The sequence below is a fragment of the Microcoleus sp. B3-D2 genome (assembly GCF_036705345.1).
Taxonomy (GTDB): Bacteria; Cyanobacteriota; Cyanobacteriia; order Cyanobacteriales; family Microcoleaceae; genus Microcoleus.
The window spans coordinates 1-26,183 of sequence record NZ_JAUBUG010000063.1; the positions used below are offsets into that span (position 1 = coordinate 1).

Annotated in this window: 20 protein-coding genes; 11 read left to right on the top strand and 9 right to left on the bottom strand. The window is 45.9% G+C overall.

Annotation, left to right across the window (positions count from 1 at the left end):
• Nucleotides 1-516 (top strand): hypothetical protein (locus QUB14_RS21505; RefSeq protein WP_333219062.1); only part of this gene is annotated, 516 nt, incomplete at its 5' end.
• 75 nt (nt 517-591) lie between these two features.
• Here QUB14_RS21505 and wecB read toward each other — a convergent pair.
• A complete protein-coding gene (wecB, locus tag QUB14_RS21510) occupies nt 592-1,704 on the bottom strand; it encodes a non-hydrolyzing UDP-N-acetylglucosamine 2-epimerase (protein WP_333219107.1) in 1,113 nt (370 codons plus the stop codon).
• 189 nt (nt 1,705-1,893) lie between these two features.
• Between wecB and QUB14_RS21515 the strand changes: the two genes are divergently transcribed.
• The gene (locus tag QUB14_RS21515) at nt 1,894-2,463 is read left to right on the top strand and encodes a pseudouridine synthase (RefSeq protein ID WP_333219064.1); all 570 of its coding nucleotides are present in this window, start codon (nt 1,894-1,896) and stop codon (nt 2,461-2,463) included.
• 54 nt (nt 2,464-2,517) lie between these two features.
• Here the strand turns inward: QUB14_RS21515 and QUB14_RS21520 are convergent, their stop codons facing one another.
• Nucleotides 2,518-3,363 carry a hypothetical protein gene (locus QUB14_RS21520; protein ID WP_333219066.1) on the bottom strand — a complete coding sequence of 282 codons (846 nt, stop codon included), beginning with the start codon at nt 3,361-3,363 and terminating at the stop codon, nt 2,518-2,520.
• Between the two features lie 196 nt (nt 3,364-3,559).
• Here QUB14_RS21520 and ctpB point away from each other — a divergent pair, with 196 nt between their 5' ends.
• On the top strand, nt 3,560-4,879 hold the full coding sequence (gene ctpB, locus QUB14_RS21525) for a carboxyl-terminal processing protease CtpB (protein WP_333058337.1): 1,320 nt from the start codon (nt 3,560-3,562) through the stop codon (nt 4,877-4,879).
• 336 nt (nt 4,880-5,215) lie between these two features.
• On the opposite strand, the gene QUB14_RS21530 is transcribed toward ctpB, so the two are convergent.
• From QUB14_RS21530 to QUB14_RS21545, 4 genes are all read right to left on the bottom strand, one after another.
• Nucleotides 5,216-6,136, bottom strand: a complete 921-nt coding sequence (locus tag QUB14_RS21530) for a vitamin K epoxide reductase family protein (RefSeq protein WP_333058338.1) — start codon at nt 6,134-6,136, stop codon at nt 5,216-5,218.
• A 70-nt stretch (nt 6,137-6,206) separates the two neighbouring features.
• The gene (locus QUB14_RS21535; RefSeq protein ID WP_333058339.1) at nt 6,207-8,189 is read right to left on the bottom strand and encodes a heavy metal translocating P-type ATPase; all 1,983 of its coding nucleotides are present in this window, start codon (nt 8,187-8,189) and stop codon (nt 6,207-6,209) included.
• A gap of 217 nt (nt 8,190-8,406) precedes the next feature.
• Nucleotides 8,407-8,841: a VOC family protein gene (locus QUB14_RS21540; protein WP_333040106.1), complete on the bottom strand. Its 435-nt coding sequence runs from the start codon at nt 8,839-8,841 to the stop codon at nt 8,407-8,409.
• 176 nt (nt 8,842-9,017) lie between these two features.
• Nucleotides 9,018-9,527 carry a TIGR02652 family protein gene (locus QUB14_RS21545; RefSeq protein ID WP_333058340.1) on the bottom strand — a complete coding sequence of 170 codons (510 nt, stop codon included), beginning with the start codon at nt 9,525-9,527 and terminating at the stop codon, nt 9,018-9,020.
• A 106-nt stretch (nt 9,528-9,633) separates the two neighbouring features.
• On the opposite strand from QUB14_RS21545, the gene QUB14_RS21550 reads away from it, so the two are divergent.
• From QUB14_RS21550 to QUB14_RS21565, 4 genes are all read left to right on the top strand, one after another.
• Nucleotides 9,634-10,179 (top strand): gamma carbonic anhydrase family protein, encoded by a 546-nt coding sequence (locus QUB14_RS21550; RefSeq protein ID WP_333058341.1) that lies wholly within the window; start codon nt 9,634-9,636, stop codon nt 10,177-10,179.
• A gap of 41 nt (nt 10,180-10,220) precedes the next feature.
• Nucleotides 10,221-10,826 (top strand): Uma2 family endonuclease, encoded by a 606-nt coding sequence (locus QUB14_RS21555; protein WP_333058342.1) that lies wholly within the window; start codon nt 10,221-10,223, stop codon nt 10,824-10,826.
• A gap of 284 nt (nt 10,827-11,110) precedes the next feature.
• A complete protein-coding gene (locus QUB14_RS21560) occupies nt 11,111-13,522 on the top strand; it encodes a GH116 family glycosyl hydrolase (RefSeq protein WP_333219071.1) in 2,412 nt (803 codons plus the stop codon).
• Nucleotides 13,523-13,841: 319 nt separating this feature from the next.
• Entirely contained in the window at nt 13,842-15,269 is a 1,428-nt protein-coding gene (locus QUB14_RS21565) for a protein adenylyltransferase SelO family protein (protein WP_333219073.1), read from the top strand.
• Nucleotides 15,270-15,398: 129 nt separating this feature from the next.
• On the opposite strand, the gene QUB14_RS21570 is transcribed toward QUB14_RS21565, so the two are convergent.
• Both QUB14_RS21570 and QUB14_RS21575 read right to left on the bottom strand, forming a co-directional pair.
• Nucleotides 15,399-17,813 carry a tetratricopeptide repeat protein gene (locus QUB14_RS21570; protein ID WP_333219075.1) on the bottom strand — a complete coding sequence of 805 codons (2,415 nt, stop codon included), beginning with the start codon at nt 17,811-17,813 and terminating at the stop codon, nt 15,399-15,401.
• Nucleotides 17,770-19,968: a tetratricopeptide repeat protein gene (locus tag QUB14_RS21575; protein WP_333219077.1), complete on the bottom strand. Its 2,199-nt coding sequence runs from the start codon at nt 19,966-19,968 to the stop codon at nt 17,770-17,772. Before QUB14_RS21575 ends, QUB14_RS21570 begins: the two co-directional genes overlap by 44 nt.
• A gap of 633 nt (nt 19,969-20,601) precedes the next feature.
• Here QUB14_RS21575 and mnmE point away from each other — a divergent pair.
• From mnmE to darG, 3 genes are all read left to right on the top strand, one after another.
• Complete coding sequence (gene mnmE, locus QUB14_RS21580) at nt 20,602-21,987, top strand: tRNA uridine-5-carboxymethylaminomethyl(34) synthesis GTPase MnmE (protein WP_333219079.1); 1,386 nt, start codon at nt 20,602-20,604, stop codon at nt 21,985-21,987.
• Nucleotides 21,988-22,072: 85 nt separating this feature from the next.
• Complete coding sequence (gene darT / locus QUB14_RS21585) at nt 22,073-22,699, top strand: type II toxin-antitoxin system toxin DNA ADP-ribosyl transferase DarT (RefSeq protein ID WP_333219081.1); 627 nt, start codon at nt 22,073-22,075, stop codon at nt 22,697-22,699.
• Nucleotides 22,700-22,724: 25 nt separating this feature from the next.
• Nucleotides 22,725-23,759 carry a type II toxin-antitoxin system antitoxin DNA ADP-ribosyl glycohydrolase DarG gene (darG, locus tag QUB14_RS21590; RefSeq protein ID WP_333219083.1) on the top strand — a complete coding sequence of 345 codons (1,035 nt, stop codon included), beginning with the start codon at nt 22,725-22,727 and terminating at the stop codon, nt 23,757-23,759.
• A gap of 43 nt (nt 23,760-23,802) precedes the next feature.
• On the opposite strand, the gene QUB14_RS21595 is transcribed toward darG, so the two are convergent.
• Nucleotides 23,803-25,341 (bottom strand): SagB/ThcOx family dehydrogenase, encoded by a 1,539-nt coding sequence (locus QUB14_RS21595; protein WP_333219085.1) that lies wholly within the window; start codon nt 25,339-25,341, stop codon nt 23,803-23,805.
• A 228-nt stretch (nt 25,342-25,569) separates the two neighbouring features.
• On the opposite strand from QUB14_RS21595, the gene QUB14_RS21600 reads away from it, so the two are divergent.
• Complete coding sequence (locus tag QUB14_RS21600) at nt 25,570-26,091, top strand: pentapeptide repeat-containing protein (protein WP_333219087.1); 522 nt, start codon at nt 25,570-25,572, stop codon at nt 26,089-26,091.
• Nucleotides 26,092-26,183 lie beyond the last annotated feature (92 nt).

Consider the following 26,183-nt stretch of genomic DNA (forward strand, 5'->3'; position numbering starts at 1 on the left):
GACATTTTCGGGTTCTATATTTTTCACTTCGTTCAAGTCAGTTACATCATACCTCATCTTTCTGAGAAAGGCTATACACCACTAACCGTCCGAATTACAGCAGTAACAGTCACAACTATTGCGGTGGGGTTGGCGACTACAGCATTAACAGCATCGATTACAGTACCAGTAGCGACTACAGCAGTAACAGTAGCAGTGATGATTGCGGTGGCGGTGCGGGTGGCGATTACAGCATTAGCAGTAGCGACTGCGGGGGTAGCTTTGGTGGTGGCGACTCCAGCGGTGGCGGTGCGGGTGGCGACTACACAAGTAACAACACCGCTTATTGCGGTGGCTGCGACTACAGCAGTAACAGCACGAGTAGCAGTAGCGACTACAGCATTAGCAGTAGCGACTACAGCAGTAGCAGTAGTAGCAGTAGCGACTACAGCAGTAGCAGTAGCGACTACAGCATTAGTGGGGGTGGCGGTGGGGATTGGTAATTCGGGGATGGAGGCAGAAAGCGAGTTTTTTTAACAGGAATTAGTCCCCCTCTGCGGGGACTTCGTTTGTGGAGTTGCGGTTTCAACCGCCCCACTCGCCAGGGGGTAGCTAACTAAAATACTCTTCAACAATTTTCAAAATCCGCGAGGATGCCAAACCGTCACCAAAGGGATTAATTGCCATTGCCATTGCGTTGTATGCTTCGGAATTGCTCAGCAATTCTGCCGCTGCTGTGAAAATTGTATCAGAATTAGTACCCACAAGTTTAGCAGTACCTGCAGAAATTGCCTCTGGTCTTTCTGTGGTTTCTCGCAATACCAAAACAGGTTTGCCCAAACTAGGTGCTTCCTCTTGCAAGCCGCCGGAATCTGTGAGAATTAAATGACATCTCTGAATGGCTCCTACTAATTCTGCATAATCTAAAGGCTCAGTTAAAAATATTCGTGGGTGGTTGCCCAAAAGAGCTTGCAAAGGTTCTCGAACAGTGGGATTTCGGTGCAGGGGTAGCAGTAAACCTGTATCGGGAAATTTATCTAAGATCTGAAGAAATGCGTGAGCAATTCCTTGTAAGGGTTCGCCCCAATTTTCGCGGCGGTGAACTGTTGCTAAGATAGTGCGATATTTGCTCCAATCTAAGTTAGGAATGTTGCATTCTGGTTCGCGTTTGGCGACAGAAAGCAAAGCATCGATTACGGTGTTGCCTGTAGGGTGAATTTCTCCCAAAACGCCCGATCGCCCTAAATTCTCTTGGGCCAGCTCTGTCGGGGCAAAATGCAGCCGTGTGAGCTGAGAAATTAACCGTCGGTTAGCCTCTTCGGGATAGGGATTGAACACGTCGTCTGTCCGCAAACCGGCTTCTACGTGACCTACTGGTATTTTCTGGTAAAATGCAGCCAAAGCAGCAGCAAAAGCAGTCGTTGTGTCGCCTTGTACTAAGACAATTTTTGGCTGTAACTCTTTAAACAAATCTTCTAAACCTTGCAAACTCCGACAAGTAATATCTGTCAGGGTTTGCTGGTGCTGCATAATTGCTAAATCCCGATCGGCTTTTAGATCGAACATTCGCATTACTTGCTCGACCATTTCTCGGTGCTGACCGGTTAAAATTACCTGCGTGTCAAAGGTTGGCGAGCTTTTGAACAGTTGAATTACTGGGGCTAGTTTAATCGCTTCTGGGCGAGTCCCTAAGACGATGCAAACGCGGTGAGTGGCTTCGGGCATGGTAAAATTAGGTGTAAGTTTATTCATATTGCCGTTGGGTGGGGGCGGGTTTTCGAGATTGTGGGTTTTAGGCAATTATTCGGGGTGAAACCCGGCCCTACAGGATTATTGGCATTAGTGCAAGATGTTAGTTTATACCAACTTACTTAATATTAAAACCAGCCCGTACATTTTTAATTGTTAATTGTCATGCCCTATCGTTACATTCTCTTTTACAAACCCTACGACGTTTTAACTCAATTCACTGACAACTCCAGCGAGACTAAACGCAGCACTCTCAAAGACTATATTCCTATTCCTAACATTTATGCAGTAGGAAGGCTCGATCGCGATAGTGAAGGTTTGTTGCTGCTAACCGATGACGGACAAATGCAACACCGTCTCAGTGACCCGAAATTCGCTCATCCCCGCACTTACTGGGTGCAAGTTGAACGAATTCCCGATGCAAGTGCGATCTCAGCTTTGCAGACAGGTGTCACAATTCAAGATTATCGGACTCGATCGGCAAAAGTGCAATTATTGTTAGAAGAACCCCCTTTGCCTCCCCGCGAACCGCCGATTAGATTTCGCAAAAACGTGCCCACAGCTTGGCTGGAAATGACTCTCACAGAAGGCCGCAACCGCCAAGTGCGCCGGATGACCGCAGCAGTAGGGTTTCCGACGCTGCGGCTAGTCAGGTGTGCGATCGGGCATTTGCGTCTGGAAGGTCTTAAACCCGGTGAATGGCGCGAACTAAGTCAAGCCGATTTTAGATTTTAGATTTTAGATTGGAGAATTAAACTCAACAGTCAACAGTCAACAGTCAACCGTCAACTACTTTCGAGGCGGCAAAACAAAACTCTCGTTTCCATCCTTATCTTTTTGCACCTGAGCTCCCAACTTGACAAGAGCTTGTTTCGCCCTTTGACGCACCAACTTATCAGTTGTTTGAGCATAAACCGTGCTCCAAGCAGTAAACCGCACCGGCACGCTATCGGGATCTCGGCGCAAATACTCAGCAGTTGCTCGAAACATCTGCGCCAATGAGGCCCCTGACGGGTTTTTTTCCACCCAATCAGCGGCCATTTCGTGAGAGTTAATTGACTCTGGAATATCCCCCAACAGCAGCAACTCATCAATACCTTTAGTTCGCCACACTATCCACGATTGGGAATGAAGTTGCGGCGAAACGGCAAGGGCCCTAGTACCACGCTCTATAAAGTTAACAGCGGTTTCAGGCTTTCCTTGATAAAAAGAAATAGCTGTGGAAAGAAACAGGTAGATGTCAGACCACCGCGGGTCGCGCTGCGTAACTATGTCAAAATAATCTTGGCTCAGATTGTAGCCCGTCACATCTCGCGCTTCGTCGTCGCCAAAATACTGCAAAAATTTGAGAAATGTCCAATCTGCAATTAAATTATCAAATCCAAAACTAGGGATAGTTTTGAGCATTCTCAGCCGCAGGGCTTCTTGCTGCGCTTCTTGCTGTGCGGCTCGCTTGAAACTGGCAGCGGATATTCCAGAGGGCGGGTTTTGCCCCTGAACGCCAACTGGGGACATTCCGCCTAACTGCCCGCTAGACTGCATGGCGACGACCCCCGCCAGCGCTGCTAGACCAATAACTCCATTAATGAGCAGGCTCAACCACTTACGCGAAAATTGTTCGATTTTAGCTTCCACGGCACTTTATAAATCCAAGTTTTAAATTAAGTTTATTGAAAGAGAGTAATAATTGGTTGGCGATCGACTATGAATCTCGTTAGACTGTCCAAAGGGATGGTGGAGCCTCCACACAATAGTTTAAGTAGTAGTGTGAGATTTTTTAGCAATATAAAATCTCAAATCAAAAATCTAAAATCGAATTGAGCCAAATTCAATGAATCAAGCCCGCAAACGCTTTTCTAAGTTACAGGCAGCCCTGTTCAGTGGGGCGATGGCAACAACCGCTTCGATATCTTTACTCGTTCCCGGCCTGAGCCAATCAGTCCGCGCCGAACTTCAAGATAGCCCCAAAGCTGTCTTAGATGAAGCTTGGCAAATTGTGAACCGAGACTATGTTGATGGCAGCTTTAACAAGATTGACTGGCAAGTAACCCGCCAAGAACTGCTGAGCAAAAATTATACCTCTCGCGAAGCTGCCTACACGGCCCTCCGCAAAGCCCTAGAGAAATTAAACGACCCCTACACCCGCTTCATGGACCCGAAGCAGTACGAAGCGCTGACGAATCAAACCTCTGGGGAACTGACAGGGGTGGGGATGAGGCTGGAAGAAGACGAGAAAACGAAAGCGATTAGGGTAGTCGAGCCGATGGAAAATTCCCCGGCCCTGAAGGCAGGGATTCTAGCGGGCGATACGATTTTGGTGATTGACGGCAAAACTACCAAAGGCATGACTGTCTCGGATGCGGCTCAGATAATTCGGGGCGATGAAGGCACGAAAGTCACGCTGCGGATTGCTCGTGAGGGCAAAAGTGAATTTGACATCACTCTGACTAGGGCGAGAATTGAGGTAGCAGCGGTTCGCTACAGCCTCAAGAATGAAGGCGGTCAGAATGTCGGTTACATCCGTTTACAAGAGTTTAGCTCCCACGCGGGCGAACAAATGCAGGCGGCGATTAAAAAGCTCACGGCTCAGAAAGCTGACGCTTTTGTGTTGGATTTGCGGGGGAATCCCGGCGGGTTGCTGCGAGTGAGTATTGATATCGCTCGGATGTGGATGGATACAGGGGCGATCGTCCGCACAGTCGATCGCACGGGCGATTCTCAGGAAATGAAGGCAAATCGCACTGCGCTCACTGACAAGCCTTTGGTGGTGCTCGTGGACGACAACTCGGCCAGCGCCAGCGAGATTTTGGCCGGTGCTCTGAAGGATAATAAGCGCGCAACTGTGATCGGCGGCCAAACTTTTGGCAAAGCTTTGGTGCAGTCGGTGCATTCTTTGGCTGATGGTTCGGGATTGGCGGTGACGATCGCTCACTACTATACTCCCAACGGTACGGATATCAGCCAGAAGGGGGTTACTCCCGATGTTAAGGTGGAAGTCACCGACGAACAAAAGTTGAAATTAGCTAACAAACCGATGTTGGTTGCGACTCAGGACGATCCTTGCTACGCGCAGGCGATCGTACTTTTGAAAACTACCGCTTCGTCTCCCCGTCCCGTTGCTGGTAATGAGGCTCTTGTTCCTAAGAAGTAGTTGAAAAAGTCAGTCCTTAACAATTAGCTTTAAGATCAAACCCGCGCCGGCGGGTTTTGTTTTTGTAGTTTTATCTAGCTTCAGATTAATAGAAAATGGTTTGTAATAACAGTCAACTATTTAATCCTACTATCATACTAGCCACTAACCAAGCTACTGCTTGCAACCAAAATGAATTCACAAACTCTCCCATCAAGCAGCGGTTCGCGGAATGTCATCAGTTTGATCGAAATCCAGCAAAGTTGCAATAAATATAAAATTGTGTATTTTTTCATACTTTAAACCGAGATGCGTGCGATCGACTACGATTAGGTCGATCGCCAAAAATCACTCTTGTCAACGTTCCTGATTTGAGAGGTTTCTAAATGCGCGAGTTCCCTGATAACCTGATAAATCTGCTAACTCCTGCAAAGATTTTTGCCCTGAGTAAAACTTACCATTGATTTCCCAAGTAGGAGTACCCTGAATCTTGGCAGCTTCGCAAAGATCGCGACGAGCATTTTTCCCTTGCGGATTGCACTCGATATAATTGATAATGCGAGCCGCTTCTTTGCCAAAACTTTCCTTCTGCATCTGACAGTGATCGCAGGTAAAAGAACCGTACATTTTAGCTCCCACTCTTTTTAAATGTTGGGCTAAAGCAATTTCTGAAGTACCAGAGGATGTTGTGGTATTCATACTTGTTTCCTTAGCTGTACCGAGATTATTGACATCGGCATAAAGAGCCAGAGAGGAAATCAGGACTAACATAGACACCAGAATTCCTATAAAAAATAGTTGCCCGATATCATCCCATTCGCGACCGATTAATGCTAAGACAAACAAGCTAGTTGCAAACAAAGCAGACGCAATACAGTAAATACAAGCTGCTTTAATATCAACAGCCAGTACATACATCATATAGCCGCTGAAAATCGTCATAGCTGTGCTACCAGCAAACAGAAATAGTCCCGTCCAAGACTCTAACTTAGAGCGGAGACTCTTCTGTTCTGCGGGATTAACAAGTAGGGGAGCTACGGCAAAAACTATCATGCTCAAGTAGCCCAAAAAACCGAACAAAGAAAGTGGCAAACCAAAGACATAGGCATAGGGACTCGAAAGCACGATATCGCAGCCTTCGATCGGACAAACTGTCGTCCCGTTGGATAACTTGACCAGTGTTAGATAAGCAGTAGTCGCAGCCCCTATTGAGGCAATTCCTGCCGTAATGGGACGAGAATAGCGGTGAATCCAGGGCTGAGAACGTTGACGACGCATAGTATTTTTGACCTCAAAATGTATGTCTCAATTGTGGGGTAAGGTGGGCAATGCCCGCCCTGCGAACACACTATTTCAAAACTCTAGTCGAATTGAAAATAGCTGCTAAAGCCACCCCAACATCGGCAAAAACTGCCTCCCACATTGTAGCTAACCCAAAAGCACCCAAAGCAATAAATATGCCTTTGACTAACATGGCAAAAATGATATTTTGCCAAACAATATTGTGAGTTTTTCGGGCAATTTGGATGGCTTCAGCCACCTTGGACGGTGCATCTGCCATAATCACAACATCGGCAGTTTCGATCGCCGCATCGGAGCCCAAACCCCCCATCGCTATGCCCACATCAGCCCTAGCAAGCACTGGTGCATCATTAATTCCGTCTCCAACAAAGACAATTTTATTGCCTTTTTTAGATTGACCGATCAGTTTTTCCATCGCCTCGACTTTTCCTTCGGGTAATAACTCCGCTAAATAGGAATCTAAACCGAGCTTTTTCGCAACACTATCGGCTACAGCTTGATTATCTCCTGTGAGCATCACGATTCGCTCAACACCCTGTTTCTTGAGGTCGCGAATAGCCTGTACAGCGTCTTCCTTAAGCTCGTCAGCAATCAAAATATACCCAGCGTAGCGGTTGTCTACCGCTAAATGCACGATCGTACCTTCAGCATTGCAGACATCGTGAGCAATATTTTCTCGGTGCAGCAAACGGTCATTTCCCGCCAGCACAATTTGATTATTTAATTTTGCTCGGATGCCGTGTCCCGCTATTTCTTTGTAATCTTTCACATCCGATGAATCTATTTTTCTGCCGTAAGCTTCCAGAATAGATTTCGCGACTGGGTGATTTGATTGAGATTCTACTTTAGCCGCTATTTCCATAAACTCTGTTTGAGAAAAACCATTTGCAGGCACAATTTGCGCTACTTTAAAAACTCCTTTTGTCAGAGTTCCTGTTTTGTCCAAAACAACTGTCTTGACTGCTGTCAGGGTATCTAGAAAAGTTGAGCCTTTAACTAAAATACCGCGCTTGGCTGCACCGCCAATTCCCCCAAAGTATCCCAGAGGAATGCTAATCACCAATCCGCAAGGGCAAGAAATAACTAACAAGACTAGGGCGCGGTAAACCCATAAAAATCTGTCTGCATTAGTTGCTCCTGAAATGAACAAAGGCGGAATTAAAGCCACTGCTAGCGATGCAAATACTACAAAAGGCGTGTAGTAACTGGCAAATTTGGTGATAAATTTCTCAGTTTCAGCTTTTTTGCTTCTGGCATTTTCTACTAATTCCAGAATTCGGGATATGGAAGATTCACCGAAGAGTTTGGTAACTTTGACGGTGAGAACTCCTGTCTGGTTAATTGTTCCTGCTAAAACTGTTTCTCCAACTTTCACGGTTCGAGGTACTGATTCTCCAGTTAGTGCAGATGTGTCAATCTGAGAATTGCCGTCTATAATTTCACCGTCTAAGGGAATTTTTTCTCCCGGTTTGACAAGGATGATCTCGCCGACTGCTACGGTTTCTGGCGAAACTTTTTTGATGTCGCCATTTGCTTTGAGGTTGGCGCTGTCTGGGCGAATTTCTAAAAGCGATCGGATCGATTGACGCGATCGCCCAACCGCAAATTCTTGAAAAAGTTCTCCGATTTTGAAAAACAACATCACCCCGACTGCTTCAGGGAGTTTGTGAATAGCGACAGCGCCGAGTGTTGCTATAGTCATTAAAAAATTTTCATCAAAAAATCGACCTCGCAGAATGTTGCGACCCGCACTGGTTAAAACATTCCATCCGCTTAAAAGATAGGCTGGGATGAAAACCAGATATTCACCTATAGAATAGGGCGTGTTGTGCAGTTTTTCTTCAAAAATTAAACCGCCGACAAATAGTACAACAACCAATATCACAGGAATCAATTCTTGATTCAGGTTAAAATCTCCGTGGCCGTGGCCCTGGCCCTGGCCGTCGTGGTTAGGATTCTCATGGGTGAGATTGTCGTCGTTGTGACTGCAACTAGAGCAGCCGGAATTGCTCGATTTTGCTTTTTGCATGGTTTTTGCTGGGTTTATTCCAATACCTGATTGTATAAACATATATTCATATTATAGGGTCAAAAATAAAAAATACTAGATTTTGAGTTAAAAATCTAGTATTTTTTAGAAAAATATTGCTAAGTTGGTAGCGAACGTTACTAGGGATTAAGAGTAATAACTATTCTCAGTTTCCGATTGAGAGAGAGAATGATTATCCCTATGGGTTAGTAATTAACTAATTAAGCCGCCGGATAAACTCTAAAGGCAAACCATCAGTATCGGCAATAAAAGCTACTTCGTAAACATTTTGCCCGATCGCCTGTTGAGTCGGTTCTAATAAAACTTTCAAAGCTTGAAACTGGTTTGGTTGGTCTTTAGCAGCTTCCTCAAACCGCTCTTTCAGAGACTGCAACCAGCTAGGCAAGTCAGTTGTCGCCTCAGTTAAATCGAAAGATAAATGATAATATCCAACATAATGCTCGTCTCCGAAAGCATCCGGTGCGGGTTTTGGTTCCGGGATTTGGATTAGTTCGATGCGTCCGTTGAGACCTTCCATCCAACAGGCTAGGGTGTACCCTGTGGTAAAGCGATCGCTCACAGTAAATCCCAACTGTTCGTAAAAGGCGATCGCCCGGTGAATGTTAGCAGTGCGAATCGAGGCGTGGTGCATTCGATTTTAGATTTTAGATTTTAGATTTTAGATTGGGGAATTGGGAATTGGGAATTGGGAATTGGGAATTGGGAATTGGGCATTGGGCATTGGGCATTGGGCATTGGGCATTAGGAATAAGAACTAACTAATGACTAATAACTAATGACTAATGACTAATGACTAATGACTAATAACTATTCAAACAACCGAAAATAGGGATATCTAATCGGAACTCCCGGCTCTTTTTCCAAATCAAAATTAATCACTTCCCAGCAAGGGTCCTCTTGGGGATCGGGGCTAAAATCCACAGGCAAACCGTACAGCCTCGGCCGCGGCGATTCCGCCTGACCCCGCCAAGGCGTGCTGCGTTCCAAATAAGCGCTGATTAAGTCCCGATAGCGTTGGGCAACGATCACGCGAGTTGCTCGGTAGCCTTGAGTATACAGTCGATCGAGCGCTTCGTGAATTTCAAACCGAATCCCGTCCGGGTGCGTGTGCTGGCGGTACCATTCATTCTCCCAGCGGCGCCAGTGCCGCCCAGACTGAAGGTGAACCAGTTCCCCCGTTTTTGGATCTGCCTCAAATGCCCCGTGACGCGGACACAAATAGGTATCCGTGAGTGTTAAAGCCGGAATTGTTTGGCGACAGTGGGGACACTGAATTTCCGGGCCAAACATCGGGTATTGCAAGGCAACTTCAATCATTTATTTGCGTCCCAGCATATTTTCTCTGCAAAAGTCCCAAATACTCTTATTATATCCCGTATCAACAACCAGCTAATCTGCTAGAAGTATAACGATCGACCAACTAATGAGCAATCTCAACGAATCTCTGTCTGCACTTCCTTCCTATTGGCCCTTGCCCGATCTATCCCCAGCGGCTTTTGTCGCTGAAGGCGCTATTGTCATCGGCAGGGTAGAGGTGGCTGCGGGCGCTAGTATCTGGTATGGGGCGGTGGTGCGGGCGGATATAGAGCGAATTGTGATCGGCTCAAGTACCAATATCCAAGATGGAGCAATTCTGCACGGTGATCCAGGGAAACCGACTGTTTTGGAAGATTTCGTGACAGTGGGACACCGAGCCGTGATTCACTCAGCTTACATTGAACGGGGCTGCCTGATCGGGATTGGGGCGATCGTCCTGGATGGAGTGAGGGTGGGCACAGGCTCGATCGTCGGTGCAGGGGCGGTTGTCACCAAAGACGTTCCCCCTCACACGCTAGTTGCGGGAGTGCCTGCCAAACCCCTGCGGGATGTCTCTGAGGAAGAAGCAGCCGAGTTGGTGGAACACGCTAAGCGTTACGAAAAGTTGGCTTTGGTTCACGCGGGGAAAGGTTCTGATTTGGGATTTGGTTAGTTGATAGAATAAGATTTTCAGCAAAAAACTATTTGTTTCCAATGGCTTACACCGCGCAAAAAATCCTAACTTTTGAAACATTCCTCGATCGATATTGTGACAACTTCCGCTACGAGCTCGCTGACGGAGAATTAGTTGACATGGAACCCACAGGCCCCCACGAAACCGTCAGCGGTAAACTAGCAACTCAAATCGGCATCGCCATCGCAGCCGAAAAACTACCTTGGTTCATTCCGCGCACTTGTTTGATCCGTCCATTTTCAGATGCAGCTACTGCCCGCCGTCCCGATATTGTCGTATTAGATGAAACTGCTATTGTCAGCGAACCTCTTTGGGAAAGAGAACCAGTGATTACGCTGGGACGATCTATTAAATTGGTGGTAGAAGTCGTCAGCACTAACTGGGAAACAGATTATGCCCGAAAAGTTGAAGAATATGCTATTTTAGGGATTCCAGAGTATTGGATAGTTGATTATCGCGGATTGGGAGGCGTGGCTTTTATCGGTAAACCAAAACAACCTACTATCACCGTTTGCCAACTGATTGACCAAGATTACACGCAGCAACAATTTCGCCTCGGCGATCGGATTATTTCTCCTTTGTTAACCAGCTTGCAACTGCGGTTAGATGATGTTCTACCGCGTTAGGCGATCGACAACAAATTTTAGATTTTAGATGTTAGATTGGAGAATTGATTAATCTGGCAGCCCTGAACCCAATTGCTTTTGGCCAACAATCAACAGTCGAGCGATTTGAGATTTGAGATTTGAGATGGGAGAATTGATGAATCCGGGAGTCCAGAACCCAATTACTTTAAGTCAACAATCTACAGTCAACAACCGTCGGAAATCTCGGAATTTGTTCGATAGATAAAAGTTTAAAATAAAATAAAAAAAATTGTAAAGCTCGATCGAGCGCTAAGATTAATCACATGAATAACGATCGCACATCTACTCCAAACATCCCCCCGCACACCTGGAAACGTCCCATCGGCCTCGGTTGGGAGAATCCCTATACAGTCCGCTACGCAAGCAATCTCGACGACGGGCCCTGGCACGGAATGCCTCTGGGCGGGTTCGGTGCCGGCTGCATCGGGCGATCGTCCCGCGGCGACTTCAACCTCTGGCACATTGACGGCGGCGAGCACATTTTTCGCAGTTTGCCCGCTTGTCAGTTCAGCGTTTTTGAAGAAACTCAAGGCAAGAAACAAGCTTTTGCACTGTCCACTGAACCGCCTACCGATGGCAGTTTATCGAGTTGGAAATGGTATCCAAAAGAAGGAACAAGAGAAGAGTCTAATTCTGGTACTTATCATGCTTTGTATCCGCGCAGTTGGTTTGTTTACGAAAATGTGTTTCATGCTCAATTAAGCTGCGAGCAATTTTCGCCAGTTTTGCCGAACAATTATCAGGAAAGCAGTTACCCAGTCGCCATGTTTGAATGGGTGGCGCACAATCCTACAGATGCGCCGATCACTCTCAGCATCATGCTGACTTGGGAGAATATTGTTGGTTGGTTTACTAATGCCAACAAGTCGCCGAAAGTGATGGTGCGAGATGATGGTAGTCCATTTTATGACTATCAATCCCGGTGGGGAGAAAGCGGCGGAAATATGAATTTGTTGGTGGAAGATTTTCACCGAATCGGTTGCGTGATGACGCGGTTGACTGCTGAGGAGGAACCGCAAGAGGGGGATGGACAATGGGCGATCGCAACTATTACTAATCCGGCGGTAGAAGTATTCTATCAAACTCGTTGGAACCCGGCGGGGAATGGCGAGGATGTTTGGCGCAACTTTTCTGCAGAAGGTTTCTTGTTGGATGACAAAGACGAGACAGCCGCAGCAACAGGAGAACAGTTGGCTTGTGCGATCGCAGTTCGCTTTACTATTCGACCGGGAAAAACTCGCAAAATCCCCTTTATTATAGCTTGGGATTTGCCCGTTACTGAGTTTGCATCGGGAGTTTGGTACTACCGTCGCTACACAGATTTCTTCGGCCGCAACGGCAAAAATGCTTGGCCGATTATTCGCACTGCAATGAAGCATTCCGATACTTGGCGCGAAAATATTGAAGCTTGGCAAAAACCGATTTTAGAACGGAAAGATTTGTCAGACAGTTTTAAAATGGCTTTGTTTAACGAGTTATACGCCCTGACAGACGGCGGTACTCTTTGGAGTGCGGCTGACGAACGCGATCCCAAGGGTCAATTTGCGGTTTTGGAGTGCATTGATTACCGCTGGTACGAAAGTTTGGACGTGCGGCTTTACGGTTCTTTTGCTTTGTTAATGCTGTGGCCGGATTTGGAAAAGTCGGTGGTTTTAGCGTTTGCTAGGGCAATTTCTGCGGGAGATGATACGCCGAGAATTATTGGCTGGAATCAAGCTTCGGCTATTAGAAAAGCTGTCGGTGCGACGCCCCACGATTTGGGTGCTCCTAATGAACATCCTTGGGAGAAAACGAATTATACTAGCTATCAAGATTGCAATTTGTGGAAGGATTTGCCTTGCGATTTTGTGTTGCAGGTTTATCGTGACTTTTTGTTAACTGGTGGCACAGATTGTGACTTTTTGCAAGAATGTTGGCCGGCAATTGTTGAGGCTTTGGCTTATCTGAAAACTTTTGATGAGGATGGGGACGGAATTCCTGAGAATTCGGGAGCACCGGATCAGACGTTTGATGACTGGCAAATGCGGGGGATAAGTGCGTATTGCGGGGGTTTGTGGTTGGCGGCGCTGGAGGCTGCGATCGCGATCGGCGAAATCTTGGAAGATGCAGCACCGGAGATAATTCCTAACCCTCAAGCAAAGATAGCATTATATCACAGTTGGCTGCTACAAGCAAGACCGAGCTATCAAGAAAAACTGTGGAACGGTCAATATTACCGTTTGGACAGCGAGAGTAACTCGGAAGTGGTGATGGCCGACCAACTGTGCGGTCAATTTTACGCGAAACTGTTAGGATTACCGGATATTGTGCCGCCGGAATGTGCAGCCAGTGCTTTAGAAACTGTGTACGATTCTTGCTTTTTGAAGTTCAATGAGGGGGAGTTCGGTGCGGCGAATGGGGTGATGCTGAATGGTTCGCCGGAAAATCCGAATGCGACTCATCCTTTGGAAGTTTGGACGGGGATTAATTTTGGGTTGGCGGCTTTTTTGGTACAGATGGGGATGGAGGAGAAAGCTTTTAAATTGACGGATGCTGTGGTGAAACAGATTTATGAAAATGGGTTGCAGTTTCGCACGCCGGAAGCGATTACGGCGGGGGGGACTTTTCGGGCGAGTCACTATTTGCGGGCGATGGCGATTTGGGCGATTTACGGGGTGTTGACCAATTTTAAATAGGCCAAAAGGTATATTAGCTGGTGAATCCGACTAAAATTTAAGCCTTAAACTCCCTTTTGAGCAAGGAAAACGGTTAATTAAACTATCAATAAAATTGACCGTAAAAAGTTTTTCCATTCGAGGAAGACATTAATCTTTCATGCTCAAACTTCAGCTTGGCTAAAATTTGAGCATGAAAAAGCCCGGAGATGGGAGGGGATCGAACTCGGCTATAAATGAGAGAGAAAAAGGGTCGGAGGCGATTGTTGATACCAATGCAGTCCGCACGTTACCCGTATATAATTTGGAGCGATCGCACATTTCAAGATAAAATAGAAAAATGTCAAATCCTTTGCTTTCCCTCAACTACGAACCCGCCCTCGAATCTCTCGGTGGCGACTATTTTGATGAAGTCCCTGCAGCCGATTTTCCGCAGCATATTCTCCGCTTCCGCAATGACCAATTATTGCCAACATTGGGTTTAGATCCCGCGCAAGTAACCGACCAACATTTCATTGAAGCGTTCGGCAAATTTCACTGCGTCCGTCCCTTTCTCGCACTTCGCTATCACGGCTATCAATTCAACCAATATAACCCCAATTTAGGTGACGGTAGAGGCTTTTTGTACGGCCAAGTTCGCGGCACTGATGGCAGACTTTACGACTTCGGCACTAAAGGTTCCGGTCGCACTCCCTACTCGCGGGGCGGTGACGGTAGACTCACTCTCAAAGGGGGAGTTCGCGAAGTTTTAGCCGCCGAAGCTTTGCACCGATTGGGAGTTCGCACATCTCGCTGTTTTAGTTTAGTTGAAACTGGGGATGCTTTGTGGCGGGGCGATGAACCATCACCCACGCGATCGTCGGTAATGGTGCGTTTCAGTCATTCTCACATTCGGTTTGGAACTTTTGAAAGATTGTACTATATCCGCAGACCGGATTTAACTAAAAAACTTTTAGATTTTGTTATTGAATATTACTATCCTGAACTGCATTTAGAAGCAAGCAATGCTGTTTTTTCTTCACAGGAAAAGTATGCGCTATTTTATGCAGATTTAGTCAAGCGAGTAGCCGAATTAGTCGCTCAGTGGATGGCAGCAGGATTTTGCCACGCAGTGCTAAATACTGATAATATGTCGATTACTGGAGAAAGTTTCGATTACGGGCCTTTCGCTTTTATCCCAACTTACAAGCCGGAATTTACAGCAGCTTATTTTGACCATTACGGTCTTTATTGTTACGGGAATCAACCGTTGATTTGTAGGGACAATTTAGAGAAGCTCCAGGAACCGCTAGCAGCGGCGATTCCTCAAGCTGATATGGATGCGGCTTTGGCAAAGTTTGGCGATTATTATAATGCAGCTTATCGGCAGTTGATGCTCAATAAATTGGGATTTGAGGATTTGCCAGAAGCTGAGGGAGATGAGTTGTTGAAGGTGACAATTAAAATGCTGGCGGAGTCTCAAGTTGAGTATCACGATTTCTTTTTTGAACTGCGAAGACAGTTCGATCGCGCTTGGCGAGATGATGCTAGTCTAATTTTTGCTGAGGCGGAACCGGCAGACTTGATAGCACCTTGGCGACAGTTTTATTATCACGTTTTGCAAAGTTTGTCTGCGGATGATATGGATCAAATGGCGGACAGGTTACGGAAGCACAATCCCGAACAATCCCTGTTGAGACCGACGATTGAGGCTGTTTGGGAAGCCATTGCTATTGAGGATAATTGGGAACCGTTTTATGAGTTGGTGAAGAGACTTCAAAACTCTTAAAGGGAATTGGGCATGGGGCATTGTTGACTGTTGACTGTTGACTGTTAAGTGTTAAGTGTTAACTGTTAACTGTTAACTGTTGACTGATGACTAACAACTAACAACTAACAACTGACAACTGACAACTGACTACTTGAGCTTTTCAATCTCAAATTGTGCATCTTTGTAACCGCCCGTAAGTCCTTGATCGAGAAACATTTTGCCGGCTTTTTCTAAATCGCTAATTGCTCCTGCTTTGTCTCCCAAGGAGCTACGAACCATGCCTCTACCGTAGTAAGCAGCAGCATAATTTGGACTGATCCGAATAGCTTGCACATAATCGGCGATCGCACTATTGTAATTCTTTAACTCTTGATAAATCTTAGCCCGATTGGCGTAAGCTTCAGCATTGTTGGGATTGAACCCGATTGCTGCTGTAAAATCTGCGATCGCCCCCTGCGCGTCACCCCCTGCGCTGCGAGCTAAACCACGATTGTTAAAAGCATTAAAATCATTCGGATTCACTGTCAGCGCTTGAGTGCAATCGGCAATTGCTTTGGGATAATCCTTCAAATTTAAATAAGCAATGCAGCGATTGTTGTAAGGAACTCCATCCTCATCGCTTAGCGAAATTGCCTGAGTGCAATCGTCAATTGCCGCTTGATGCGCTCCCAAATTCAACTGCGTGCTACAACGATTAGCGTAAGCATCTCCACTCTTGGGATCGATCGCAATTACCTGAGAATAATCCGCCAAAGCTCCCTGATAATCTCCTAGGTGAAAGCGAGCTCTCCCCCGACTGTAGAAAGCATCAACATTCTTAGCATCAAGTTTAATTGCCTCAGTATAATCTCCAATCCCCCCCTGCAAATCGCCACTCCCAGCACGAGCCAACCCCCGCGAATGATAAGCTTTAACCAGGTTCGGCTGCAACCGAATTACTTCGTTAAAATCCTGAATAGCCATCTTGTAATCTTGCAGTTCTAAATAAGCAACTCCTCTTTCATAATATGTATCAGCATCCCTGGGCTGGAGATTCAAAGCTTGAGTGTAATCCTCAATCGCTCCCCGCGTATCGTTAAAATCGTGACGGGCTAGGCCGCGGTTAAAATAAGCCTGAACATATTTAGGATTGAGGGTGATCGCCTGAGAATAATCAGCAATTGCTTCTTGATACTTTTTTAAATCATAATTAGCATTACCGCGCTGGTAAAAACTCTCAGCATTTTTAGGATTTAATTGAATTGACTTATTAAAAGCCTGCAAAGCTGCATCCGCATCTTGATTGCGAGACTTTTCCACTCCCTGTTCGTAATATTCCTTAGCTTTAATCGGATTCGGGCGGCTCCAATAACTAAACAGAAATATCAGAACTATTGCCGCCCCGAAGCCAGCCAAAATTAGCAACCAAAATCGACTTCCCAAACGTGACGAAAAACGCTCAGAAGACACTAAGCTGGGAGCCATACTTTTCTTGTGAGCCGGATTCATCGGCTCTTGGCGGTGTCTCAACTTGCTGAGAGCTAGCAAAACTTCATCCGCAGATTGATAGCGCTTGGCAAATTGGTGACAGACCATTTTGTCAATTATATTGGCTAATCCCACAGAACATTGAGCTCGGTTTCGCCAAACAATTTCCCCCGTATGAGAAGGACTCGGATCTTGCAATTTTGGCAAATCCGTACCGGGTAAACCAGTGATAGCTTGGACTGCCATCATCCCGACTGCATAGAGGTCACTGCTAAATTGCGGGTTGCCTTGAAATTGTTCGATCGGCATATAAGCCGGAGTTCCAGTAGCAATGGTGCGCGGAAATTCTGTATCGTACTCGCTGACGTGACTCGCAACTTCTTTAACCGAACCAAAGTCAATTAAAACTAATTTGCCGTCTGGTTTGCGGCGGATTAAGTTGGAGGGATTAACATCACGGTGAATCACTCCCTGAGAGTGTACGAAGGCAAGAACTTGTAACACTTCTTGCAACAGATCCAGCACTCGTTCTTCTCGCCAAGGTTGACCGGCCACAATTTCCCTATTTAGGGCGTGTCCGGGGACAAACTCTTCGACGAGGTAGAATTGATTGGCTTCTTCAAAATAAGCTAGTAAAAATGGAATTTGATCGTGTTTTCCCAGCTTTTCTAATATTTCTGCTTCTTGTTTAAATAAGCGATAAGCTGTTTTGAGAACTGTGGAAGTGTTGCTGGGAGGGCGCAGTTGTTTGACTACACATTGAGGGTGGCCCGGCCGGCGAGTATCGACAGCTAAATAAGTTTGTCCAAAAGCTCCTGAACTGAGAATTTGCACTACGCGATAACGCCTGTCTAACAGTTGACCAACCATGTTCATATCTATAATTGAGAATTGGTAACGGGGAGGTGGTAACGGGGAATTGGTAACGGGGAGTTGGTAATTGGGAATTGGTAATTGGGAATTGGTAATTGGGTCTTCTTCTTTCTTCCTTTTTCCTTCTTCCTTCTGCCTTTTTTCTTCTTTTTTTAACATCTGAATGGAAACTAATAGTTTATTTAGGGTCGTTGATTTGTGATTGTGCGTTTTGGAAACCATCGGCTCTTCCTTGTTCTAGAAACAAGGTTGCAGCTTTCTGAAAATCCTCGATCGCCCCAGCACGGTCTTTGAGTTGGCGGCGGACGAGGCCTCGGCTGTAAAAAGCGCTAGCATTGTTGGGGTTGAGCCGCAGCGAGTGAGCGAAATCCTCAACCGCTAAAGGGTAATTTTTCAGTTCTGAGTAAATAGTACCGCGATTGCTGTAAGCTACTGCATCGCTAGGATTGAGTCGAATTGCTTGAGTAAAATCTTCTAAAGCTCCCTGCTTGTCTCCCGAAGCCGATCGAGCTAATCCTCGATTGCTGTATGCTTTGGGATTGTTGCCGTTGAGTCCGATCGTCAAACTGCAATCTTCGCTAGCCTTTTGAAATTGTTTTAAATTCAGATAAGCAATGCAGCGGTTGTTGTAAGCTGCTTCATCTTTTGGATCGAGGCGAATTCCTTCGGTGCAATCTGCAATCGCTTTGTCGTAGGTGGCCAAATTCAAGTAAGCGCTGCACCGATTGGTATAAGCATCAGCGAGATCTGGTTGGAATTCGATCGCCTTAGTATAATCTTCCATCGCTCCTTGATAATCTGCCAGATTAAATCTCGCTCGACCACGACTGTAGTATACGCCAGCTTGTTTGGGGCTAATTTGAAGGGCTTGAGTAAAATCTGCCATTGCTCCTGTTTTGTCGCCTGCTGCCGATCGAGCTAAACCCCGATTGCTGTAAGCTGTAGCATCGTTGGGACTGAGCCGAATTGCTTGAGTGTAGTCTTCAATTGCCTGGGGGTAGTCGCCCAAATCGTAGTAGGCTAAACCCCGCTGAGAGTATGCCTCACCGTCGCTGGGATTGAGTCGCACTACTTGGGTGAAATCTTCCACGGCCCCCCGCTTGTCCCCGATATCGAGGCGGGTCATACCTCGATTGTAGAGAGCTTTGGTGTGGCTAGGATTGACTTTAATTGCTTGCGTGTAATCCTGTATTGCTTGCTCGGTTGCGCCCATGTCGTAGCGAGCGTTTGCCCGCTTGTAGTAAGTTTCCGCATCGCTGACATTGAGGGCGATCGCTTGAGTATAATCGGCGATCGCGCCTGTTGTATCACCTTGCTGCGCCTTGGTAACACCGCGGGCTAACAATTCTTTTGACCTCGCCGGACTTTGACTCTGCCAAAAGTAAATTATCACTGCCGTCAAGATTAAAGCTGCCGCTGTTGCAGCCAATAGCAGGAGTTTGGTTTGGCTTTGTCTTCGCGGTTGACTCATAGCGTGCGTGATGATTGTGGCTGGCGGCGGCTCAACCTCCAATTTTACGGCGATTTGTTTGAGGTCTGCTAAAACTTCGGCGGCCTCTTGATAGCGTTCCTCGCAGTCGGGGCGCACCATGCGATCGATAATATCTGCTAGGGCTGCCGAACAAGTTGCCCGGTTTCGCCAGGGAATTTGGCTTTTGTTGTTTTTTAAGGCACTCAGTTCGTTGGGTGAGAGTCCCGTCACGGCAAGCTGGGCGATCGTACCTAGAGCGTAGATGTCGCTATTGTACCGGGGGTTGCCGCTCAATTGCTCGATCGGCACGTATAACTCCTGGGCTCCCAACTCGTGTTTTTTTGCTAAAGGTCCTTTAACAGAGTGGGGGGAGCTTTGCGCCAACAAATGACAGTTAGCAAGTTCCGGGTTAATTTCTTTGTCTAAGCTAAAGTCTACCAATACAAATTTGCCGTCTGACTCACGCCGGATCGCTCTGTCTGGTTGAATTCTGCGGTGAATGAAACCTTTCTCGTGTATGAACACCAAAATTTCTAATATTTCTGATAGCAGACCAATTACTTGGTCTTCATCCCACGGTTGACCGGGTATTAGTTCTTGACTTAAAGGTGATCCGGCAATAAATTCTTCAATTAAGTATAAACTTTGATTTTCCTCAAAATACGCCAATAATTCGGGAATTTTGTCGTGTTTTCCCAATTTTTCAATTATTTCTGCGTTTCTTTGAAATATAACTTTGACTAATTCTGGAGTTTGCGAACTTGTGCCGGGTAGCCGCATTTCTCTAACCGTGCATTGCGGATACCCGGGACGGTGAGTATCTGCTGCTAGATAAGTTTTTCCCACCTCACTTGAGTCTGTGACTTTAATGATGCGGTAACGTCTGTCTAGAAGTTGACCAATCATGCTTTGCCCTCTACCCTATTAATGTTCCATTATCGCATGAAATCAGAATAGCCAAAATATTTGGCTGAGTAATTTAAGTTCGAGCGAGTCGTGACTCCCACCCAAAAACGGATAGTTGCTTTCCCACAGGAGTCGTTAGCCTCCCAAAATTTTAGACCCGAGTTGAAGCTCCCCGATTCATCTGTGGAGTTAATCTAAAATCTAAAATCTAAAATCTAAAATCGACTGACTGAGCAAACGGGCGATGGGATTGGCTACCCAAGTCAAGCTTGGCGGCGACGCTCTTCTAAGATCTTACAAAAAAATTGCTGAAATTGTTTATTCTGTCAATGAGATATGTATAATTTAACAATTAATCAGGAGGTCAGTCAAATGAAGGTACAACTGGTTGAATCCATAATTCAAGTTATCTTACCTCTGGCAGGCGACGAGCAATTACGGAGCTTAGGAAAAATATTACCAAATATCCCCTACCCTTCGACCCGGAAACTCGGGCAGCTTGCCCTTTCCTGGTGGCTATTTTAATTTTTTGACTGAGGAACCCGAGATTTCTCCTCTCGAAGACATAGAAGCAATTGCCTGATACTCAAAAACAGGAGATTGAGAAAAGTTTTGAATGTGTGAATAATAAAAATGTCTGAATCACTAACAAAAGGAGGAACGATCGCAGCGATCGCCACTGCCATAGTTCCCCAACAAGGCAGCGTCGGCATTGTGCGAGTTTCCGGTTCCGCAGCCTTAAAAATTGCCGAAACTCTGTTTCGCGCCCCAGGAGGGCAAATCTGGGAGTCTCACCGCATTCTTTACGGTCACATCCGCCGCCCCAAAACTCAAGAATTAGTCGATGAAGCTTTGCTGCTAATCATGAAAGCACCGCGTTCTTTTACTCGCGAAGATGTGGTGGAATTTCACTGTCACGGCGGTATTATGGCCGTGCAGCAAGTCTTGCAGTTGTGTTTGGAAAATGGGGCGAGATTGGCGCAGCCGGGAGAGTTTTCGCTGCGGGCTTTTTTGAACGGGAGGCTCGATTTAACTCAAGCTGAAAGTATCTCAGATTTGGTGGGAGCAAAATCGCCTGCTGCTGCACAAAGTGCTTTGGCTGGTTTGCAGGGAAAATTAGCGCAGCCAATTCGCCAACTGAGAGCAACTTGTTTGGACGTGCTGGCAGAAATTGAGGCGAGAATTGATTTTGAGGAAGATTTGCCGCCTTTAGATGAAGCTAAAACTTGTTTGGAAATAAATCATATTTTGGAGGAATTGTCAACTATTTTGGCGACGGCAGATCGCGGCGAATTGTTGAGAACCGGTTTGAAAGTAGCGATTGTTGGGCGGCCGAATGTGGGAAAATCGAGTTTGTTGAATGCGTGGAGTAAGAGCGATCGGGCGATCGTCACGGATTTGCCCGGTACGACGCGGGATGTGGTAGAATCGCAGCTAGTTGTGGGCGGAATTCCGGTGCAGGTGCTCGATACTGCGGGAATTCGAGAAACCGAAGACAAGGTAGAAAAAATTGGTGTTGAGCGATCGCGCGCAGCAGCAAAACAAGCCGATTTAGTGTTGTTGACAATTGACGCGGAATCTGGCTGGACAGAGGAAGATTTGGAAATTTACGAACAAGTAAAGCACCGCCAGCTAATTATAATTATCAACAAAATCGACCTAGTAAACACCATCCCTGAACTACCTTTTTCCTCTGAAACTCACCGTATAGTTACCGCAGCAGCAGCCCTCGATCGAGGCATAGAAGACTTAGAAACAGCAATTTTAGATGCCGTCAGGGGGGGGAATTTGCAAGCAGCCAACTCAGATTTAGCAATCAACCAGCGGCAAGCAGCAGCCTTAACCAAAGCTAAAATTTCTCTGGAACAGTGCACGGATACTATTAGCAACAAATTGCCTTTAGATTTCTGGACAATAGATTTGCGCGGTGCAATTCAAGCATTGGGGGAAGTTACGGGCGAAGAAGTGACAGAATCAGTGCTCGACAGAATATTTAGCAGGTTTTGCATTGGGAAATAGCAATGGTAAAAGATTGTTTATCTTTAACTGCCAAGCAGATATTATAATTATGTGTTAAACCTGAAACAGCCAACAGATAACAGCAGTGCCATTACCTATCTACCACATCACCCCCATTGACAATCTAGAATCTATTATTTCTGAAGGTGGATTGTTAGCTTACAACGTTATGGTTGAGACAGGAACTAACTACACTAATATCGCCTACGAAAAGATCCAAGATCGTCGCGCTAGAATCCGTGTTCCCTGCGGTGCAGGTGGCGTACTGCACGATTATGTTCCCTTTTATTTTGCACCGCGATCTCCGATGTTATACACCATTAATCAGGGCAATGTACCAAACTATACTCAAGGTCAAGCAGCACTTATTCACCTAGTTTCTGATGTAGAAGATATAGATGCTAGAGGTTTAGAGTTTGTTTTTACGGACGGTCATGCAGTCATGGGATTCACCGATTTTTTTGACGATCTAAACTATCTAGGTGCGATCGACTGGGATGTTATGGAATCTCGTTATTGGTTTGATACAAATGAAGACAACGACCGGAAACGCAGGCGTCAAGCCGAGTTTTTAGTTAGAAACTTTTTCCCTTGGGAGTTAATCACAGAAATCGGCGTCATCAATTCTACAATTAAAGCAAAAACAGAAAATATTTTACAAAATTTTACGCATAAACCCTCCGTAATAGTGCAGAATAATTGGTATTATTAGAATAAATAAAAACCTGGAAGTAAAAGTGATTGAAATCAAGGAAGGCAACCTTTTAGAAGCAAATGCAGAAGCCTTAGTGAACACAGTTAATTGTGTGGGAATTATGGGCAAAGGAATTGCCTTGCAGTTCAAGCAGGCTTATCCCGAAAACTTCCGCCAATATGAAAAGGCTTGTCGCGCCGGTGAAGTGCAGCCGGGCAGAATGTTTGTAGTATCTTCTGGCAATCTATTTAATCCCCGATACATTATTAATTTTCCGACTAAACGTCACTGGAGAGGAAAATCAAAAATCGAAGATATTCAAACTGGACTAAAAGCTTTGATTCAGGAAGTAAAGCAATTAGGCATCACTTCTATTGCCGTTCCTCCGCTAGGCTGCGGGAATGGTGGCTTGTCTTGGAAGACAGTCAAACCGCTAATTGAATCAGCTTTTTCGGAACTGCCAAACGTGCAAGTTTTGCTGTTTGAACCGCAGGCTACTCCGCAAGCTGATTCGATGCGGATTGCTACCGAAAAACCCCAAATGAATCGCGCTCGTGCCTTATTTATTAGCTTGCTCGAATTGTACGGAATTCCTGGCTATCGCTTGACAATGCTGGAAATTCAAAAGCTAGCTTATTTTCTTCAGGTAGCAGGTGAACCACTAAAATTGCAGTATGTGAAAGAAAAGTACGGGCCTTATGCAAATAATCTCAATCATGTTTTACAGAAGCTGGAAGGGCATTATATTCGAGGTTATGGAGACAGGAGTAGTGAGGCACAAATCTATGTGTTGTCTGAAGGTAAAATAGCCGCGCGGGATTTTTTACAAAATGCTGCTGATGCTAATGTTAGACTAGAGCGTGTGAGCGGGTTAATTAATGGTTTTGAAACTCCTTACGGAATGGAACTGTTGGCAACTGTTCACTGGGTTGCTAGGGAAAATAGGGAAGCAGCAGAGGATTGCGAAAGAGCGATCGAACTGGTACGCGAATGGAACATTCGCAAGAGCGAACTATTTAAGCCTCAACATATTCGCAAAGCGTGGCAGCGGCTTCGCGAGCAGAGTTGGTTTTTTTAGGATACCTTCTGCCTTCTGACTAATGCTGACTGATGAGTCATTCTCACGATCGAGGTCTTCCCAGACTTGTAATATAAAGTACAGCTTCACCCGCAGGAATACCGAGAACGTCATTGACGCGATCGTCAAAAAAGCCTGCGATACCGCTGACACCCAAACGCAGTTGCATAGCTGCTAAATTCAACCGCTGGCCCAAATGACCCGCGTCCATGTGCAAATAGCGGTAAACTCGATCGCCATATTTTGCTACAGCCCTGTTCAAATCCGCCGTGTGAAATAACAGCGCCCCCGCATCTCTGCCCAAGTCTTGCCCCAAGCACAAAAAATGCAACTCCCTGCGGAAATTTTTAAACCGAATTTGCCGCAATTCTTGAGCTTTCGGAGCGTAATAGTAACAGCCTTCTTCTAACCCATTCACTCCCGAAACAGCAATAAAAGTCTCGATCAAACTTAGATCGAAATAGTCTGGAGAACCGTCTAATCCTTGGTCGATATAGTGCTGGGGCTGGTAAGTAAAATCGAGCATAGCTAGCAGTTCGCCCAAGCTCAAAGAAGCACCTGTATAAGCACGGGTAGAACGCCTTTTGAGCATAGTGTTTTCTAACGTTTCCAGGTTCACTCCCCAAGGAATCGAAGGAGTGACCGTCGAAACCTTAGTACAAAAGGGAAAGTTGTATTTATCCTCTAATTCCCCTTCAGTTTCATCAAGTTTCCAGCCGTCTGCTCCGGTGGGATCGGATTCTAAATGCGTCGCTTTGTGGAGGTATCTTAACAGTTGACCTTCGGAAATTTGCGGGTAATCTGTCGTGGTGTTTCCGGGCAAAGCGGTTTTAAATTTAGGCAAGTTTTGGTCAATATCTAGCAAGTCGGCTAAAGCAAGTACACAAATCGCTCCTTCTTGCTCCGAGTCGATGTACAGTAATTCATTGACAGCTTCGTCGGCGAATCCTCCAATCAGGTGAGGTCGGTAATCGTTGACGGCGCAAGCTAACTCGATATTACTCAATAAATGGCCGGTGTCTAGAAAAATTCGCCGATAAGCTCGGTCTTCGTAACGCCAAGAAGAACGGAAAAAAACAGTGGTAATGGCGATCGCCAATTGGGTATTTTCTAGCGCTGGCGACTGGAAACAAGCTGCTTGCAATGATGGCCAAACTTGACTGTCCCAAAAATGAACAAGTGAATGAGTTCTGCACTGATAGTTGTAGAGTCCGGCCGGCAACTGGGCAGTGCCGCGGGAGATTAAATAAACCTCTGCTGGGTAGAGTCCACCCGCCGACGGTGCAGATCGCAAATACAGGTAGCTGTCGTCTACCGTCTGCACTTTCGCCGTCAACCCGTAGCTGCACAGCAACAAGCTAGATAACCGATGCCACCAAGCGGCATCGGGATCGGCATCGGCATCCTCCGAGGGGTCTTTTAGATAAGGCTTGAGGTCAAAATACGCTCCAATTTTATATTCTTTGAAAGGCACAGGTTGCTCTGTCCAATCGAGCTGTTTGCTTTTGGCGGCAATGGTTTCAGGGTCGTATTTTGTCCGTTCGTGGTAGTGCTGAGCAATGGAGAGAGGAAGTTCTGGCATATTTCAGTAGAGGATTCGCTTTGGTTTCTCGATCGATCTTGACATTACTAAGCGTTTACTGGTCGAGCAAGGCAGAAATTTACAAATATAAAAAAAATCTTAGAAAAAATGAGATCGTTGTTACACAAGCTTAACATAAAACAATGCCTAAGTATAAATACACAAATTAATACCCATTAATTACTGTTATGGATTGGCTGCAATAGCTGTCCTCATAAATGGATGAAAATGCAAAAGCTAAGCGCTGAGGAATTGCTCGCTCAGTATGCTGAGGGCAAGCGAAACTTTAGCGCGGTTGACTTAAGTGAAGATAACTTGTTTCAAGCCGATTTGGCAGAAATAAATCTTTCTGGTAGCGTTCTGAGGCGAGCTTATTTGCCCTACGGAAATTTGACTGAAGCCAATCTTTATAAAACTGATTTGCAAGATGCTGAGTTGGGCGACATTCAACTTTATCTGGCCAACTTGTCGGAAGCAAATTTATCCAGAGCAAATTTATCCCGAGCAAATTTGCGCCACGCCAATTTACAAGGTGCCAATTTGCAGAAAGCGAATTTGCAAGGTGCGGATTTGTACAATGCAGATTTGAGGAATGCGGATTTGAGATATGCCGATTTGAGCCGAGCTAATTTGGAGAAAGCAAAGTTAACCAAAGCTCAATTAGCGGGCTGCAACTTATTTCGATCGCGCTTGGTTGATTTGTCGGAAGCTGAGTGCGATCGCACTACTATCGGGCCCGAAGGATATTGATGATTTGCAGCAGCTAGTCTAGGGCGTAGGGCGATCGGCTTAATGAGTCGTGAAGCGTAGCTATCCCGTAGGGAATCGCCCTCTTTAACATT